This window comes from Streptomyces sp. NPDC058872 (assembly GCF_042743065.1).
GTDB lineage: Bacteria > Actinomycetota > Actinomycetes > Streptomycetales > Streptomycetaceae > Streptomyces.
Genome location: NZ_JBHYMK010000001.1, coordinates 209,968 through 225,901 on the forward strand (window position 1 = coordinate 209,968; position 15,934 = coordinate 225,901).

Annotated in this window: 11 protein-coding genes; 10 read left to right on the plus strand and 1 reads right to left on the minus strand. The window is 70.8% G+C overall.

Features of this window, described 5'->3' with window-relative positions; genetic code table 11:
- Nucleotides 1–69: 69 nt before the first annotated feature.
- Nucleotides 70–3,138: an excinuclease ABC subunit UvrA gene (gene uvrA, locus ACFW22_RS00960; RefSeq protein WP_386396903.1), complete on the plus strand. Its 3,069-nt coding sequence runs from the start codon at nt 70–72 to the stop codon at nt 3,136–3,138.
- Between the two features lie 220 nt (nt 3,139–3,358).
- Nucleotides 3,359–3,793: a Rieske (2Fe-2S) protein gene (locus ACFW22_RS00965; protein WP_386396906.1), complete on the plus strand. Its 435-nt coding sequence runs from the start codon at nt 3,359–3,361 to the stop codon at nt 3,791–3,793.
- 9 nt (nt 3,794–3,802) lie between these two features.
- On the opposite strand, the gene ACFW22_RS00970 is transcribed toward ACFW22_RS00965, so the two are convergent.
- On the minus strand, nt 3,803–4,732 hold the full coding sequence (locus ACFW22_RS00970; RefSeq protein ID WP_386396909.1) for a hypothetical protein: 930 nt from the start codon (nt 4,730–4,732) through the stop codon (nt 3,803–3,805).
- Nucleotides 4,733–4,971: 239 nt separating this feature from the next.
- Between ACFW22_RS00970 and ACFW22_RS00975 the strand changes: the two genes are divergently transcribed.
- The 8 genes from ACFW22_RS00975 to gap all read left to right on the plus strand — a co-directional run bounded on the left by ACFW22_RS00975 (nt 4,972) and on the right by gap (nt 15,916).
- Nucleotides 4,972–5,598, plus strand: coding sequence for a papain-like cysteine protease family protein (locus ACFW22_RS00975; RefSeq protein ID WP_386396912.1), 627 nt, complete (start codon nt 4,972–4,974; stop codon nt 5,596–5,598).
- Nucleotides 5,599–5,603: 5 nt separating this feature from the next.
- Nucleotides 5,604–6,344 (plus strand): hypothetical protein, encoded by a 741-nt coding sequence (locus ACFW22_RS00980; protein WP_386396915.1) that lies wholly within the window; start codon nt 5,604–5,606, stop codon nt 6,342–6,344.
- A 213-nt stretch (nt 6,345–6,557) separates the two neighbouring features.
- On the plus strand, nt 6,558–8,591 hold the full coding sequence (gene uvrC / locus ACFW22_RS00985; RefSeq protein ID WP_386396918.1) for an excinuclease ABC subunit UvrC: 2,034 nt from the start codon (nt 6,558–6,560) through the stop codon (nt 8,589–8,591).
- Nucleotides 8,588–9,571, plus strand: coding sequence for an RNase adapter RapZ (gene rapZ / locus ACFW22_RS00990; protein WP_386396920.1), 984 nt, complete (start codon nt 8,588–8,590; stop codon nt 9,569–9,571). The genes uvrC and rapZ overlap by 4 nt, the downstream gene beginning before the upstream one ends.
- Entirely contained in the window at nt 9,460–10,593 is a 1,134-nt protein-coding gene (yvcK, locus tag ACFW22_RS00995; RefSeq protein WP_384885037.1) for a uridine diphosphate-N-acetylglucosamine-binding protein YvcK, read from the plus strand. The genes rapZ and yvcK overlap by 112 nt, the downstream gene beginning before the upstream one ends.
- Nucleotides 10,584–11,573 carry a DNA-binding protein WhiA gene (gene whiA, locus ACFW22_RS01000; protein WP_030205188.1) on the plus strand — a complete coding sequence of 330 codons (990 nt, stop codon included), beginning with the start codon at nt 10,584–10,586 and terminating at the stop codon, nt 11,571–11,573. Before yvcK ends, whiA begins: the two co-directional genes overlap by 10 nt.
- Before the next feature lie 163 nt (nt 11,574–11,736).
- Nucleotides 11,737–14,688: a M14 family zinc carboxypeptidase gene (locus ACFW22_RS01005; RefSeq protein WP_386396925.1), complete on the plus strand. Its 2,952-nt coding sequence runs from the start codon at nt 11,737–11,739 to the stop codon at nt 14,686–14,688.
- A gap of 217 nt (nt 14,689–14,905) precedes the next feature.
- Nucleotides 14,906–15,916 (plus strand): type I glyceraldehyde-3-phosphate dehydrogenase, encoded by a 1,011-nt coding sequence (gene gap / locus ACFW22_RS01010; RefSeq protein WP_386396928.1) that lies wholly within the window; start codon nt 14,906–14,908, stop codon nt 15,914–15,916.
- Nucleotides 15,917–15,934: the final 18 nt, after the last annotated feature.

Here is a 15,934-nt window from a genome sequence, read left to right on the forward strand (position 1 = left end):
AGCATCCGGCATCCTTGGTTGTTGGGTGTCTCAGGCACATCCGCTCTCTCAAGAAAGGTGCGGACCGGCGTGGCCGACCGTCTCATCGTCCGTGGCGCTCGCGAGCACAACCTCAAGAACGTCTCGCTCGACCTCCCGCGTGACTCCCTCATCGTCTTCACCGGGCTCTCGGGGTCGGGCAAGTCCTCCCTCGCGTTCGACACGATCTTCGCCGAGGGGCAGCGCCGGTACGTCGAGTCGCTCTCCTCGTACGCCCGGCAGTTCCTCGGCCAGATGGACAAGCCGGACGTCGACTTCATCGAGGGCCTCTCGCCCGCCGTCTCCATCGACCAGAAGTCGACCTCGCGCAACCCGCGCTCCACGGTGGGCACCATCACGGAGGTCTACGACTACCTCCGTCTGCTCTTCGCGCGCATCGGGAAGCCGCACTGTCCCGAGTGCCGCCGCCCCATCTCCCGCCAGTCGCCGCAGGCCATCGTCGACAAGGTCCTGGAGCTCCCCGAGGGCAGCCGCTTCCAGGTGCTCTCCCCGCTGGTGCGCGAGCGGAAGGGCGAGTTCGTCGACCTCTTCGCCGACCTCCAGACCAAGGGCTACAGCCGTGCCCGGGTGGACGGCGTGACCGTGCAGCTGAGCGAGCCCCCGACGCTCAAGAAGCAGGAGAAGCACACGATCGAGGTGGTCGTCGACCGCCTCACCGTCAAGGACGGCGCCAAGCGTCGGCTCACCGACTCCGTCGAGACCGCGCTGGGACTCTCCGGAGGCATGGTCGTCCTCGACTTCGTCGACCTTCCCGAGGACGACCCCGAGCGCGAGCGGATGTACTCGGAGCACCTCTACTGCCCGTACGACGACCTGTCCTTCGAGGAATTGGAGCCGCGCTCCTTCTCCTTCAACTCGCCCTTCGGCGCCTGTCCCGACTGCACCGGCATCGGCACCCGGATGGAGGTCGACCCGGAGCTGGTCGTCCCCGACGAGGAGAAGTCCCTCGACGAGGGAGCCATCCACCCCTGGTCGCACGGGCACACCAAGGAGTACTTCGGCCGGCTCATCGGCGGACTCTCCCAGGCCCTCGGCTTCCGCACGGACATCCCTTATGCGGGTCTGCCGCAGCGGGCCAAGAAGGCCCTGATGCACGGCCACAAGACCCAGGTCGAGGTCCGCTACCGCAATCGGTACGGGCGCGAGCGGGCCTACACCACCCCGGCCTTCGAGGGGGCCGTCTCCTTCGTCAAGCGGCGCCACTCCGAGGCCGAGAGCGACTCCAGCCGCGAGCGCTTCGAGGGATACATGCGGGAGGTGCCCTGCCCGACCTGCGAGGGCACCCGACTCAAGCCCATCGTCCTCGCGGTCACGGTCATGGACCGGTCCATCGCCGAGGTCTCCGCGATGTCGATCAGCGACTGCGCCGAGTTCCTCTCCCGCCTCACGCTCAACGCCCGTGACAAGAAGATCGCCGAGCGGGTCCTCAAGGAGGTCAACGAGCGGCTGCGCTTCCTCGTCGACGTCGGCCTCGACTACCTCTCGCTCAACCGGGCGGCGGGCACGCTCTCCGGCGGCGAGGCCCAGCGCATCCGGCTGGCCACCCAGATCGGTTCCGGCCTGGTCGGCGTGCTCTACGTCCTGGACGAGCCGTCCATCGGTCTCCACCAGCGCGACAACCACCGGCTCATCGAGACCCTGGTGCGGCTCCGGGACATGGGCAACACGCTGATCGTCGTCGAGCACGACGAGGACACCATCAAGGTCGCCGACTGGGTCGTCGACATCGGTCCCGGTGCGGGCGAGCACGGGGGCAAGGTCGTCCATTCCGGCTCCCTGAAGGAGCTCCTCGCGAACGAGGAGTCGATGACCGGGCAGTACCTGTCCGGCCGCCGGTCGATCGACGCCCCGGACGTCCGCCGCCCGACGGACCCCGAGCGCCGGCTCACCGTCCACGGTGCCCGCGAGAACAACCTGCGGGACATCAACGTCTCCTTCCCCCTGGGCGTCCTCACCGCCGTCACCGGCGTTTCCGGGTCGGGCAAGTCGACCCTGGTCAACGACATCCTCTACACCCACCTGGCGCGCGAGCTGAACGGCGCCAAGTCGGTGCCCGGACGGCACACCCGTGTGGACGGGGACGAGCTCGTCGACAAGGTCGTGCACGTCGACCAGTCGCCGATCGGTCGCACGCCCCGGTCGAACCCGGCGACCTACACCGGAGTCTTCGACCACGTCCGCCGGCTCTTCGCCGAGACGATGGAGGCCAAGGTCCGGGGCTACCTGCCCGGTCGTTTCTCCTTCAACGTCAAGGGCGGTCGCTGCGAGAACTGCTCCGGTGACGGCACGATCAAGATCGAGATGAACTTCCTCCCGGACGTCTACGTGCCGTGCGAGGTCTGCCACGGGGACCGCTACAACCGGGAGACCCTGGAGGTCCACTACAAGGGCAAGTCCATCGCCGAGGTCCTCAACATGCCGATCGAGGAGGCCCTCGACTTCTTCGAGGCCGTCCCGACCATCGCCCGGCACCTGCGCACGCTCCACGAGGTCGGACTCGGTTACGTCCGCCTCGGCCAGTCGGCGCCGACCCTCTCCGGCGGCGAGGCCCAGCGGGTGAAGCTCGCCTCCGAGCTCCAGAAGCGCTCCACGGGGCGCACCGTCTACGTGCTGGACGAGCCGACCACCGGTCTCCACTTCGAGGACATCTCGAAGCTGATCAAGGTTCTGTCCAACCTGGTCGACAAGGGCAACTCGGTGATCGTCATCGAGCACAACCTCGATGTCATCAAGACCGCGGACTGGGTGATCGACATGGGACCGGAGGGTGGCAGCGGCGGTGGCCTGGTGGTCGCCGAGGGCACGCCGGAGCAAGTCGCCTCGGTCCCGGCGAGCCACACCGGCAAGTTCCTCCGCGAGGTCCTCGGCGCCGACCGGATCAGCGACGCCGGGGGCACGATCCCGGCAGCCCGCGGGACGAAGAGGACGGCGGCCAAGAAGGCCACGGCGAACACCACGGCGACGAAGAGGGCGAGCGGCAAGAGCAAGGCCGCGGAGCAGACGACAGAAAGGAAGACGGCGGCCAAGAAGGCCACGGCCAAGAAGACCCCCGCCACCCCCGCCAAGACGACGACGAGCGCCCGGACCCGCAAGGCCTGACGGCCGGCGGGACGGAGCGGCAGACGGAGCCGGAGCACCGGCAGGACGACGCCCTCGGCAGGGCCCCACCCCGGAGCCCTGCCCCACCCCGGAGCCCTGTTCCCCTGGCTGCCCCGTCCCGCCCCAGGGCCCGGGCGACGCCCCCGAGGACCCCGCCGGTATCGTCGGTTCGGTCACCCCTGAGGGGTCTTGTCCCCCTACACCTCACCGTGGAGCGCACATGTCCGGCCAGTCCAGCCGTCGCACCGTACTGAAAGGCGCCGCTCTCGCCGGAGCCGCCGGGCTGGGCGTGGCCGCCTGCTCCACCGACTCCAAGCTCGGCCACGCCGAGGTCCCCACCCCGACCGCGCCGGTCCCCCTCGGAGCCCCGGACGAGGTGCCGGTCGGCGGTTCCAAGCTCTACCGCGAGCAGCGACTGGTGGTGAGCTGCCCGGCCCAGGGGCAGTACAAGGCCTTCAGCGCCCAGTGCACCCACGCCGGCTGTGTCCTCGACAAGGTCGAGGAGAACGAGGGCAACTGCCCTTGCCACGGCAGTCGCTTCGACGTGACCACCGGCAAGGCGCTCCGGGGGCCGGCCACCGTCCCGCTGCCCGAGGTCCCGATCCGGGTCGAGAACGGCACGCTGGTCGCCGGCCCGGAAGCCCCCCAGGCCTGAGCCGGAGGCTCACGCCCAGTCCCAGTCGATCCCCAGGATCCCCGGACGCATCCCCTGCTCCACCAGGTGCACCGTGCGGTGCCGACCGCTCAGGGTCAGCTCCGCACGGCCGCCGCGCGGCGCGCCCGCGGAAGGCTGGACGAACCTCCGGCAGCGCACCGGAAGCGCCGCGTCGTCGAAGCGGACCTGGAGCACGTACTGCCCGCCCGCGAAGCTGAACCCGCGCAGGTACTCCCCGCTCGGCCCGGCGGTGCCGTCCTCGAAGCCGTACGAGAACAGGTACGTGTCCCCGGCCCGTAGCCGCGCGTCGAAGAGCAGCTCGGCGACCAGCACTCCCGTACCGGCGTGCCAGCGGACCCGCCCGGTGCGACAGTTCTCCACCGCCCGCACCACCACCCGCGAGGGGTCGCAGCCCGGATCCCCGTGGTGGATGGCGAGGTAGCGGTCGACACCGTCCCGGTGCGCCCGCACCACGTGCTGGGACTCACGCCCCGACAACTCCCTCCCCGACCCGATCCGCACCCTCTCGTGGTGCCCCACCGTGTGCAGCCCGCCGTCCGTCGGCGACTCCAGCTCCGCGAGCAGCTCCTCGACCGAACCCGAGGCCTCCACCAGCGAGCGGTACGAACGGGTTGCCGGGCGCTCCGCTCCGGGGCGGGGGGTCGCGTCCTCCGTCAAGAGCCTGAGCAGCGAGTTCACCGGCAGCCGGAGGACCTCCTCCAGGGCGCTGACGGCCTTCAACGACTCGGGGCGCTGTGGCCGCCGGGCGCCCTGCTGCCAGTAGCTCAGGCTCGTCACCCCGACCCTGACGCCCCGGTGCGCCAGATGGTGCTGGACCCGCTGGAGCGGCAGCCCGCGCACGGCCAGCGCGGTGCGCAGCGCCAGGTGGAAGGGGCCGGTGTGCAGCAGCTGTACCAGATCGGCCTCGGTGTGGCTCACGAGAGGACTCCTCGGTGAACGTTCACGGCAGGAGCACGGACCGTCGCCCCGTGCGGGACGGGCGGGCAGGTGGGCCGTGGGCGTCCGTTCACACCGGGGCCACACCGTTCACAGTCCGATGTCATCCCGCATTGAAGCGTGTTGACCGGATCCGGACAACGGCAGATGCTCCTGACCAGCGTCCGGACGCGCTCCTCCACCCCCCACATCCCCACACCCCCCGCCCCGGGAGGAACGCGATGCGCAGAAGAAAGTCGAACCTCGCGGCACTGGCCGCAGCCGCCCTCTTCCTCGTCCCCGCCACCTCGGCGTCCGCCACCACCTCGGCGCCCGTCGCACCCGCCACCACCTCGGCGTCCGCCGCCGGTGAGGAGGTCTCCGCCCTCTCCTACAAGCGACTGAACATCACCATGCAGGCCCAGCAGAAGAGCAACTGGTGCTGGGCGGCGAGCGGCAACACCATCGCCACCTGGTTCGGTCGCGGCTACAGCCAGAACCAGTTCTGCAACGCAGCCTTCAACCGCCAGCAGGGCTATGACTGCCCCAACTGGCAAGCCACCCTCGGCAACGTCCAGACCGGACTGAGCTGGGCGGGGATCTACCCCGGCTCGTACGTCAACGGTTGGCTGCGCTACTCGACCGTCCAGAGCGAGATCAACGCCAACCGGCCCGTCGAGACCCGGATCCAGTGGTCGAGCGGTGGTGGCCACATGCACGTCATCTACGGCTACGACGACGCGGACGGCTGGGTGTACTGGGGAGATCCCTGGCCTTCCAGCAACAGGTACAACTGGGCCTCGCATGCCTGGTACGTCAACAACGGCTCGTTCTCCTGGACCCACTCGCTCTACCGGATCGGAGCGTGACCACGATGAACGCACGAGCCGTGACGGCCGGTTTCCTGGCCACCGCAGCCCTCGTCGTCCTCGGGGCGCTCCCGGCCGCCGCCGAAGGGCTGCAGCCCGCGGCCACCCCCGAACAGGCCGCCTCCGCACCGCAGACCCTGGACACCCTGTCCCGCTTCTTCGCCCGGGACGGAGCCCTCGCCCGGACGGCGGTCGCCCCCCGCGTCGAGGGCGCGTCCGTGCCGGTGCGCATCCTCTCTCCGGACTTCGTCGCCGGAAAGCCCGGAGCACCCGTCGCCCGCGTCGAGTTCCGTGCCAGCCGGGCCGTGGCCCCGGACGGGCAGAAGGCCTCGGTGTGGACGGTGAAGCGGCCGGAGGGCTGGCACGTGGTGAACATCGCCACCGGTGACGACGAGATCCGCTACGCGGAGCTGGGCGGAGGGCTCGTCTTCCGCGAGCCGCAGATCGACGCGTGGTACGTGCAGAAGGGCGGGAAGGTGCTGCCCCTCGACGAGGACGCGGTGCGGGCCGTGGGGCGCGGGGGCACCAGCCTCGCCGCGTACCGGGAGCGAGTGGCCCGGGCGTACGGCGACAAGCTCCCGGGTTCGGCGTACGCCCGGAAGGGCGCGGCCGGCGGTTACGGCGCCCCGTCGGCGAACACGCCCGACGGCGGGGCCGCCGTCGCGGCGGCCGGCGCGGGCGCGGGCCTGCTCCTCGCCCTGACGGCGACGGCCGCGGTGCGCCGGCGTAGGGCCCGGGAGGCCTGAGCGGGCGCCCGATGCCGCCGACGGGCCGCCCCGCTCCCCCGTGGGCGGCCCGCCGGCGGTCGGCCCCCGCCGTGCCGAGACCCGTCCCGTCCCCGGTGGGGCTGCGGCCGGCAGGGGCGCGGCCAGCGGCCCGGACGGTGCCGTGGACCGGGGCCGTTGCGCCCGTGCGCGTGCCCGCCCGGGGTGTCGGTCACCGCCAGTAGGGTGGTGAGCATGGCAGACCCCTCCAGCTACCGCCCCAAGCCGGGTCAGATCCCCGACTCCCCGGGGGTCTACAAGTTCCGCGACGAGCACCGCCGGGTGATCTACGTGGGGAAGGCGAAGTCGTTGCGCCAGCGGCTGGCCAACTACTTCCAGCCGCTCGTGAACCTGCACCCGCGCACCGCCACCATGGTGACGACCGCCGCCTCCGTGGAGTGGACCGTGGTGTCCACCGAGGTCGAGGCGCTCCAGCTGGAGTACTCCTGGATCAAGGAGTACGACCCCCGGTTCAACGTCAAGTACCGGGACGACAAGAGCTACCCGTACCTCGCGGTCACCATGAACGAGGAGTTCCCGCGCGTCCAGGTCCTCCGCGGGCACAAGAAGAAGGGCGTGCGCTACTTCGGGCCGTACGCGCACGCGTGGGCGATCCGCGAGACCGTCGACCTGATGCTCCGGGTCTTCCCGGTGCGGACCTGCTCCGCGGGCGTGTTCCGGAACGCCGCGGCGGCCGGCCGCCCCTGCCTCCTCGGCTACATCGACAAGTGTTCGGCGCCCTGCGTCGGCCGGATCGCACCCGAGGAGCACCGCGAACTGGCCGAGGAGTTCTGCGACTTCATGGCGGGTCGTACCGGCACGCACCTGCGCCGGCTGGAGAAGCAGATGATGATCGCGGCCGAGGACATGGAGTACGAGAAGGCCGCCCGGCTCCGCGACGACATGGACGCCCTGCGGCGCGCCATGGAGAAGAGCGCGGTGGTCCTCGGCGACGCCACCGACGCCGACCTGATCGCCCTCGCCGAGGACGAGCTGGAAGCGGCCGTGCAGATCTTCCACGTGCGCGGCGGACGCGTCCGGGGCCAGCGCGGCTGGGTCACCGACAAGGTCGAGGCCGTGAGCACGGCGGGGCTCGTCGAACACGCGCTCCAGCAGCTGTACGGCGAGGAGAACGGCGACGCGGTCCCCAAGGAGGTGCTGGTCCCGGCGCTCCCCGAGGACGCCGGTGCCGTCTCCGCCTGGCTCTCCGGGCGTCGCGGGTCCCTGGTCTCCCTGCGGGTTCCGCAGCGCGGCGACAAGAAGGACCTGATGGAGACCGTCGCGCGCAATGCCCAGCAGGCGCTGGTGCTGCACAAGACCAAGCGGGCCAGCGACCTGACCACCCGCTCCCGGGCCCTGGAGGAGATCGCCGAGGCGCTGGACCTGGACTCCGCGCCCCTGCGGATCGAGTGCTTCGACATCTCCCACCTCCAGGGCGACGACGTCGTCGCCTCGATGGTGGTCTTCGAGGACGGACTGCCCCGCAAGAGCGAGTACCGCCGCTTCCAGATCAAGGGGCGCGCCGGAGACGTACAGCTCTGGCACGGCGAGGGCCAGGACGACGTCCGGTCCATGCACGAGGTCGTCAGCCGCCGCTTCAGGCGCTACCTCGCCGAGAAGGACCGGACGGGGGAGTGGGGTGATCCGACCGACGGGGAGGGGCCGTCCGGCGGCGAGGTCCCCGCGGAGGACGCCCGGGACGACGGGCGGCCCAGGCGCTTCGCGTACCCCCCGCAGCTCGTCGTCGTCGACGGCGGGCAGCCACAGGTGGCCGCGGCCCGCCGCGCCCTCGACGAGCTCGGCATCGACGACGTCGCGGTCTGTGGCCTCGCCAAGCGCCTGGAGGAGGTCTGGCTCCCCGGTGAGGACGATCCGGTGGTGCTGCCCCGCTCCAGCGAGGGGCTCTACCTCCTGCAGCGGGTCCGTGACACGGCTCACGACTTCGCCATCCGCTACCAGCGGTCCAAGCGGACGAAACGCATCCGTACCAGCCCCCTGGACGCCGTCCCCGGCCTCGGCGAAACGCGGAAGCAGACCTTGATCAAGCATTTCGGCTCGGTGAAGCGGCTCCGGCAGGCGACAATCGAGCAGATCTGCGAGGTCCCCGGCATGGGCCGGAAGACCGCGGAGGCGGTCGTCACGGCCCTCGCCGAGGCGTCCCCGACCGCTCCCGCCGTGAACACGGCGACAGGAGAGATCATGGAAGACGACGAGGGCGGTACGGCATGAGCGCCCACGAGCAGCACGAACCGCAGCATGACGCGCACCACGAGCACCACCGAGAAGACGGAGCAGGACACGTGAGTACGGGCACGAAGGAGACCCCCGGCGACAACGGCGCCGAGGCGGCCATTCCCGAGCTGGTGATCATCTCCGGCATGTCCGGAGCGGGCCGGTCCACCGCGGCGAAGTGCCTGGAGGACCTCGGCTGGTTCGTCGTGGACAACCTGCCGCCCGCGTTGATCCCCACCATGGTGGAACTCGGCGCCCGTTCCCAGGGCAACGTCGCCCGGATCGCCGTCGTCGTGGACGTCCGCGGCCGGCAGTTCTTCGACAACCTCCGGGAATCCCTCGCCGACCTGGACGCCAAGCAGGTCACCCGCCGGATCGTCTTCCTGGAGTCGTCCGACGAGGCCCTCGTCCGACGCTTCGAGTCGGTCCGCCGGCCGCATCCGCTCCAGGGCGACGGACGGATCACCGACGGCATCGCCGCCGAGCGCGACCTGCTGCGCGAGCTGCGCGGCGACGCCGACCTGGTGATCGACACCTCCAGCCTCAACGTCCACGAACTGCGCGCCAAGATGGACGCCCAGTTCGCCGGTGACGAGGAGCCGGAGCTCAGGGCCACCGTCATGTCCTTCGGCTTCAAGTACGGCCTGCCGGTCGACGCGGACCTCGTCGTCGACATGCGCTTCCTGCCGAACCCGCACTGGGTCCCCGAGCTGCGGCCCTTCACCGGGCTCAACGAAGAGGTCTCGAACTACGTCTACAACCAGCCCGGCGCCAAGGAGTTCCTGGACCGCTACACCGAGCTGCTCCAGCTGATCGCCGCGGGCTACCGCCGCGAGGGCAAGCGGTACGTGACCATCGCCGTGGGATGCACCGGCGGCAAGCACCGCTCCGTGGCCACGGCCGAGCGCCTCGCCGCCCGCCTCGCCGCCGAAGGGGTCGAGACCGTCGTCGTGCACCGGGACATGGGGCGCGAGTGAAGCCGTACCGTCGGCGTACGTCCACCCTCTCGGTGCGGCGTACGCTCCGCAGGCGCGGCGCCCAGCCCAAGGTGGTCGCCCTCGGTGGCGGCATGGGCCTGTCGGCCTCCCTCGCCGCGCTCCGCCGCATCACCGGAGACCTCACGGCCGTCGTCACCGTCGCGGACGACGGGGGCTCCAGCGGTCGGCTCCGGGAGGAGCTGGGCGTGCTGCCCCCGGGCGACCTGCGGAAGGCGCTCGCCGCGCTCTGCGGCGACGACGACTGGGGACAGACCTGGGCCCGGGTGATCCAGCACCGCTTCCAGTCCAAGGGCGACATGGGCGGTCACGCCGTCGGCAACCTGCTGATCGTCGCCCTCTGGGAGCAGCTCGGCGATCCCGTCCAGGCCCTCGACCTGGTGGGCCGGCTGCTCGGCGCCCACGGCCGGGTGCTCCCCATGTCCGCCGTGCCACTGGAGCTCCAGGCCCTGGTCAAGGGCCACGACCCGGAGCGCCCGGACGACGTGGACACCGTCCGGGGCCAGGCGACCGTGGCCCTCACCCCCGGCGAAGTGCAGTCCGTGCACCTCGTGCCGCACGACCCGCCGGCCGTGCCCGAGGCGGTCGCGGCCGTGCTCGACGCGGACTGGGTGGTGCTCGGCCCCGGTTCCTGGTTCTCCTCCGTGATCCCGCACCTCTTGGTCCCCGAGCTCCTCGACGCCCTGATCGAGACCAAGGCCCGGAAAGTGCTCTCACTGAACCTCGCGCCGCAGCCCGGAGAAACCGAGGGCTTCTCCCCGCAGCGTCATTTGGAGGTTTTGGGACGACACGCCCCTAAACTCGCCCTGGACGTGGTGCTGGCCGATGCCGCCGCCGTGCCCGACCGCGAGTCACTCGCCGATGCCGCCAAGCGGCTCGGTGCCGCGGTCGAGCTGGCGCCGGTGGCCAGGCCCGACGGCTCCGCGAAGCACGATCCGGAGCTGTTGGCCGCCGCGTACGACCGTATTTTTCGGATGCATGGAAGGATCGGCCCATGGCGATGACGGCAGCGGTGAAGGACGAGATCTCCCGGCTCCCCGTCACCCGGACCTGCTGCAGGAAGGCAGAGGTCTCGTCGATCCTGCGGTTCGCGGGCGGGCTGCACCTGGTGAGCGGCCGCATCGTGATCGAGGCAGAGCTCGACACCGCGATGGCGGCCCGCCGGCTCAAGCGGGACATCCTGGAGATCTTCGGCCACAGCTCCGAACTGATCGTGATGGCTCCCGGTGGGCTTCGGCGCGGCTCTCGCTTCGTGGTGCGGGTGGTGGCCGGAGGCGATCAGCTGGCCCGCCAGACGGGTCTCGTGGACGGCCGGGGGCGCCCCATCCGCGGGCTGCCCCCGCAGGTGGTCTCCGGGGCCACCTGCGATGCCGAGGCGGCCTGGCGGGGCGCCTTCCTCGCGCACGGCTCGCTGACCGAGCCCGGTCGTTCCTCTTCCCTGGAGGTCACCTGCCCGGGACCGGAAGCCGCCCTCGCCCTGGTCGGAGCCGCCCGCCGGCTCTCCATCGCCGCGAAGGCCCGCGAGGTGCGGGGCGTGGACCGGGTCGTCGTCCGCGACGGCGACGCGATCGGCGCCCTGCTCACCCGGCTCGGCGCGCACGAGTCGGTGCTCGCCTGGGAGGAGCGGAGGATGCGGCGCGAGGTCCGTGCCACCGCCAACCGCCTGGCCAACTTCGACGACGCCAACCTGCGCCGCTCGGCGCGCGCCGCGGTCGCGGCCGGTGCCCGGGTGCAGCGTGCCCTGGAGATCCTCGGCGAGGAGGTGCCCGAGCACCTCGCCGCCGCCGGACGGTTGCGCATGGAGCACAAGCAGGCCTCCCTGGAGGAGCTGGGCGCGCTCGCCGACCCGCCGCTCACCAAGGACGCGGTGGCCGGCCGGATCCGTCGCCTCCTGGCCATGGCCGACAAGCGGGCGCAGGACCTGGGCATCCCCGGAACCGAGTCCAACCTGACGGAGGAGCTCGACGACAGCCTCGTCGGCTGATCCTTCCTCCGCTCTGCGGAACTCTCAACTCCGTGCTGCCGGTGCCTTCCTGAGGCACCGGCAGCTTTTTCACGCCCCCTGCGAGGCGCCCTTGACAGGCCCATGGGCGCCCAACAGCCTGGCGTCTGTTCGCCTTCGTGACAGACAACAGCAAGGGGGGCTCATGAGACGCAGGGCGAGATCGATCCTCGCAGCGGCTTCACTGCTGATCGCAGGAGCGGTGGCAACACCCGCCGCCGGCGCGCAGCCGAACGACCGGGACGGCGGCGACGTCCTCTCCGTGTGGCACGCCGAGGTCACCGCGGCACAGGTGCCGCTGCTCCTCGAGGCCGGCGCGGATGCCCACGAACTGACCGAGCAGGTCCCCGCGAAGGGCTCCGCGACGGTCGAGCTCTTCCTGACCGACCAGCAGGCCGGCCAGTTGCGGGGCCGGGGCGTCGACGTCACCGAGCACCGGATCGATGCCCGTGCCGAGCGGCGGCTCGCCGCGGCCGGGGACGGCGTCTTCCGCCCCTACGGCGGCCCCCACGGGCTCAAGCAGGAGATCCTGGACACGGCCCGGGCCCATCCGGGGCTCACCAAGGTCGTCTCGCTCGGCAAGACCGTCCGGGGGCAGGACATCCTGGCGCTGAAGCTGACCAAGAACGCCCGACGCGTCAAGGACGGCTCGAAACCCGCCACGCTGTACATGTCCAACCAGCACGCCCGTGAGTGGATCACCCCCGAGATGACCCGGCGGCTGATGCACCACTACCTCGACGGCTACGGCGAGGACGAGCGAATCACCCGGATCGTCGACTCCACCGAGTTGTGGTTCGTGCTCTCCGCCAATCCGGACGGCTACGACTTCACCCATGCCGATCCCGCCAACCGGCAGTGGCGCAAGAACCTCCGTGACAACAACGGCGACGGGCGGATCGGAACGGGCGACGGCGTCGACCTCAACCGCAACTTCGCCTACAAGTGGGGTTATGACAACGAGGGTTCCTCTCCGGACCCGGCCGACGAGACCTTCCGCGGCAAGGGCCCCATGTCGGAGCCCGAGACCCGGGCCCTCGACGCCTTCCAGAAGCGCATCGGCTTCTCGTACGGCATCAACTACCACTCGGCCGCGCAGCTCCTGCTGTACGGCGTCGGCTGGCAGGTCGCCACCGACACCCCCGACGACGTGGCCCTCAGGGCCCTCGCCGGCACCCCGCAGAACTCCGCCGTGCCCGGCTACCGCCCACAGGTCTCCTCCGAGCTCTACATCACCAACGGCGAAGCGGACGGACACGCCGCCAACGTCAACGGGATGCAGATGTTCACCCCGGAGATGTCCACCTGCGCCACCGCTTCCCGGGTCGACCCGGACGACGCCTGGGAACCGGCCGACTGCGCCTCCGTCTTCACCTTCCCGGACGACGAGAAGCTGATCCAGGCCGAGTTCGCCAAGAACGTCCCGTTCGCACTCGCGGTCGCCGAGTCCGCCGCCCACCCGGACCGGCCGGTCTCCCCGGTCGGCACCGAAGCCCCCGACTTCACCCCGAAGACCTTCACCACCTCCTACGCCCGCGGCGAGGAGCAGGAGGTCGCCGTCACCGCCCGTGCTTCGCTGCGCGCCAAGACCCTGAAGTACCGGATCAACGGCGGACGCACCCACAGCGAGCGGCTGGAGGCGTGGAAGGGGGGCGAGACCTTCGGCGGCGAGGACAACCTCTACTTCGACGAGTACCGCGCGGCGGTCGAGGGAGCCCGGCCCGGAGACGCGGTCGAGGTCTGGTTCACCGCCCGCACCCGCGAGGGGCGCGCCACCGCCTCCGCCCCCTTCGGCTACACGGTGGCGGAACGGCCCCGCGGGGACGTGCTCGTCCTCGCCGACGAGGGCGGCACCACCGCCGCCCGGCACAGCGCCGCCTATGTGAAGGCGCTCGCCGACAACGGTCGCCGGTCCGCCGTCTGGGACGTCGCCACCCAAGGCGCCCCGGACGCCCTCGGGGTGCTGTCCCACTTCCGCACCGTGGTCTGGTACAACGGCGCCGAGCGCCCCTCCGGGGCCACCCAGCTCGCCGTGCGCGCCTACCTCAACGAGGGCGGCAAGCTGATCAACGCCGGCGAGGAGGCCGGTGGGTCCACCCGGATCGGACGGGCGGAGTCCAACGACTTCGCCCAGTACTACCTGGGTGCCTACCACCGCGCGGGCCTCAAGGGTCCCTCCTCGTTCGCCGGTGCGGGCGCCTTCGCGGGCATCGGCGCGACCCTCGCCGCCGCCCCCGACAACCCGCTGGACAACGCGGGGGCGTACACCGTCACCTCGGACACGCTGGGGCCGAAGGAGTTCCCCCAGTTCGCGAGCAGCGCCTCCGCGGGGGACTACCCGGGCGTCCGCACCCCCTTCGAGCCCGCCGAGGGCTCGGCCTTCGCGGCCGTCAAGCACAGCGACGACACCTGGGCCCGGCTCGCCAGGACCGTGGACCTCACCGGGGTCGACGCCGCCTCGACGCCGCGACTGGACTTCCAGGTCAGCCATGACACCGAGCCCGGCTACGACAACCTCGTCGTCGAAGCCCACACCGTCGGCCAGGACGACTGGACGACCCTGCCCGACGCCAACGGCGGTACCTCCGCCGCGCCGCCGGCCGACTGCGGCGAGGGCTACTACGTCCGCGGCCACCCCTTCCTCGCCCACTACCTCACCGTCGGCCAGGAGGAGTGCACCACCACCGGAACCACCGGCTCCTGGAACGCCTTCACCGGCTCCTCCAACGGCTGGCAGCAGGCCTCCGTCGACCTGAGCGCCTGGGCCGGCAAGAAGGTGGAGCTGGCGCTCTCCTACGTCTCCGATCCCGGTACCGGGGGGATGGGCGCCTTCGTCGACGACATCCGGCTCGTCACCGGCGCCACCGTCGAGACGGAGGGCTTCGAGACCTCCCTCGGCGTCTGGTCCGTACCGGGCGCACCGGCCGGCAGCCCCGGCAACGGCTCCGACTGGACGCGCTCCGCGGCGCTCTTCCACTCCGGGGCCGCAGTCACCACCCGTGACACCGTCCTCCTCGGCTACGGCCTGGAGCACGTGCCCGGCGCGAAGGAGCGGGCACGGCTCCTCGGCCGCGCCCTCGGGGTGCTCCGGCGCTGACGGAGCGTAGTCGGGACAAAGGTCCCACGACGGCCCGTACCCGTTGGTAGGTACGGGCCGTCGGCCGTTTTTCCTCACTTTCCGGGCTCTTGCGGATGAGCTCGATGTCACTCCGGGACGTCGGGGGAGGTAGGGTCGTAAGCGGTCGGGGACATCCCAAAAAACAAAAATCTCGCCGGCGTCGATACTCCGGCGTTCCTAACGAGGAGATCGGTTCGTGACGATCCGCGTAGGCATCAACGGCTTTGGCCGCATCGGTCGAAACTACTTCCGCGCGCTCCTTGAGCAGGGTGCTGACATCGAGATCGTGGCTGTCAACGACCTGGGTGACACCGCGACCACGGCACACCTGTTGAAGTACGACACCATCCTGGGTCGCCTCAAGGCCGAGGTGACCCACACCGCCGACACCATCACCGTCGACGGCCACACCATCAAGGTGCTCTCCGAGCGCAACCCGGCCGACATCCCCTGGGGCGAGCTGGGCGTCGACATCGTCATCGAGTCGACCGGCATCTTCACCAAGAAGGCGGACGCCGAGAAGCACATCGCCGGTGGTGCCAAGAAGGTCCTCATCTCGGCTCCGGCCAGTGACGAGGACATCACCATCGTCATGGGCGTCAACCAGGACAAGTACGACGCGGCGCAGCACCACGTCATCTCGAACGCTTCCTGCACCACCAACTGCGTCGCGCCGATGGCGAAGGTCCTCGACGAGAACTTCGGCATCGTCAAGGGCCTGATGACCACGGTCCACGCGTACACCAACGACCAGCGCATCCTGGACTTCCCGCACAAGGACCTGCGCCGCGCCCGCGCCGCCGCGGAGAACATCATCCCGACCACGACGGGCGCCGCCAAGGCCACCGCCCTGGTCCTCCCGCAGCTCAAGGGCAAGCTGGACGGCATCGCCATGCGCGTCCCGGTTCCGACCGGCTCCGCCACCGACCTGGTCGTCACCCTCGACCGCGAGGTCACCAAGGACGAGGTCAACGCCGCGTTCAAGAAGGCCGCCGAGGACGGCGACCTCAAGGGCATCCTGTTCTACACCGAGGACCCGATCGTCTCCTCGGACATCGTCAGCGACCCGGCGTCCTGCACCTTCGACGCCTCCCTGACGATGGTCCAGGAAGGCAACACGGTCAAGATCCTCGGCTGGTACGACAACGAGTGGGGCTACTCCAACCGTCTCGTCGACCTCACCGTCTTCGTCGGCGGCCAGCTCTAAGCTTCAGGGCGGGCTTTC

What these genes read in the sequence shown, in the direction of transcription:
- ACFW22_RS00965 (WP_386396906.1), top strand. Translation starts at nt 3,359, where the DNA reads ATGTCCGGCCAGTCCAGCCGTCGCACCGTACTGAAAGGCGCCGCTCTC.
- whiA (WP_030205188.1), top strand. Translation starts at nt 10,584, where the DNA reads ATGGCGATGACGGCAGCGGTGAAGGACGAGATCTCCCGGCTCCCCGTC.
- uvrC (WP_386396918.1), top strand. Translation starts at nt 6,558, where the DNA reads ATGGCAGACCCCTCCAGCTACCGCCCCAAGCCGGGTCAGATCCCCGAC.
- ACFW22_RS00980 (WP_386396915.1), top strand. Translation starts at nt 5,604, where the DNA reads ATGAACGCACGAGCCGTGACGGCCGGTTTCCTGGCCACCGCAGCCCTC.
- rapZ (WP_386396920.1), top strand. Translation starts at nt 8,588, where the DNA reads ATGAGCGCCCACGAGCAGCACGAACCGCAGCATGACGCGCACCACGAG.
- ACFW22_RS00975 (WP_386396912.1), top strand. Translation starts at nt 4,972, where the DNA reads ATGCGCAGAAGAAAGTCGAACCTCGCGGCACTGGCCGCAGCCGCCCTC.
- ACFW22_RS01005 (WP_386396925.1), top strand. Translation starts at nt 11,737, where the DNA reads ATGAGACGCAGGGCGAGATCGATCCTCGCAGCGGCTTCACTGCTGATC.
- yvcK (WP_384885037.1), top strand. Translation starts at nt 9,460, where the DNA reads ATGCACCGGCGGCAAGCACCGCTCCGTGGCCACGGCCGAGCGCCTCGC.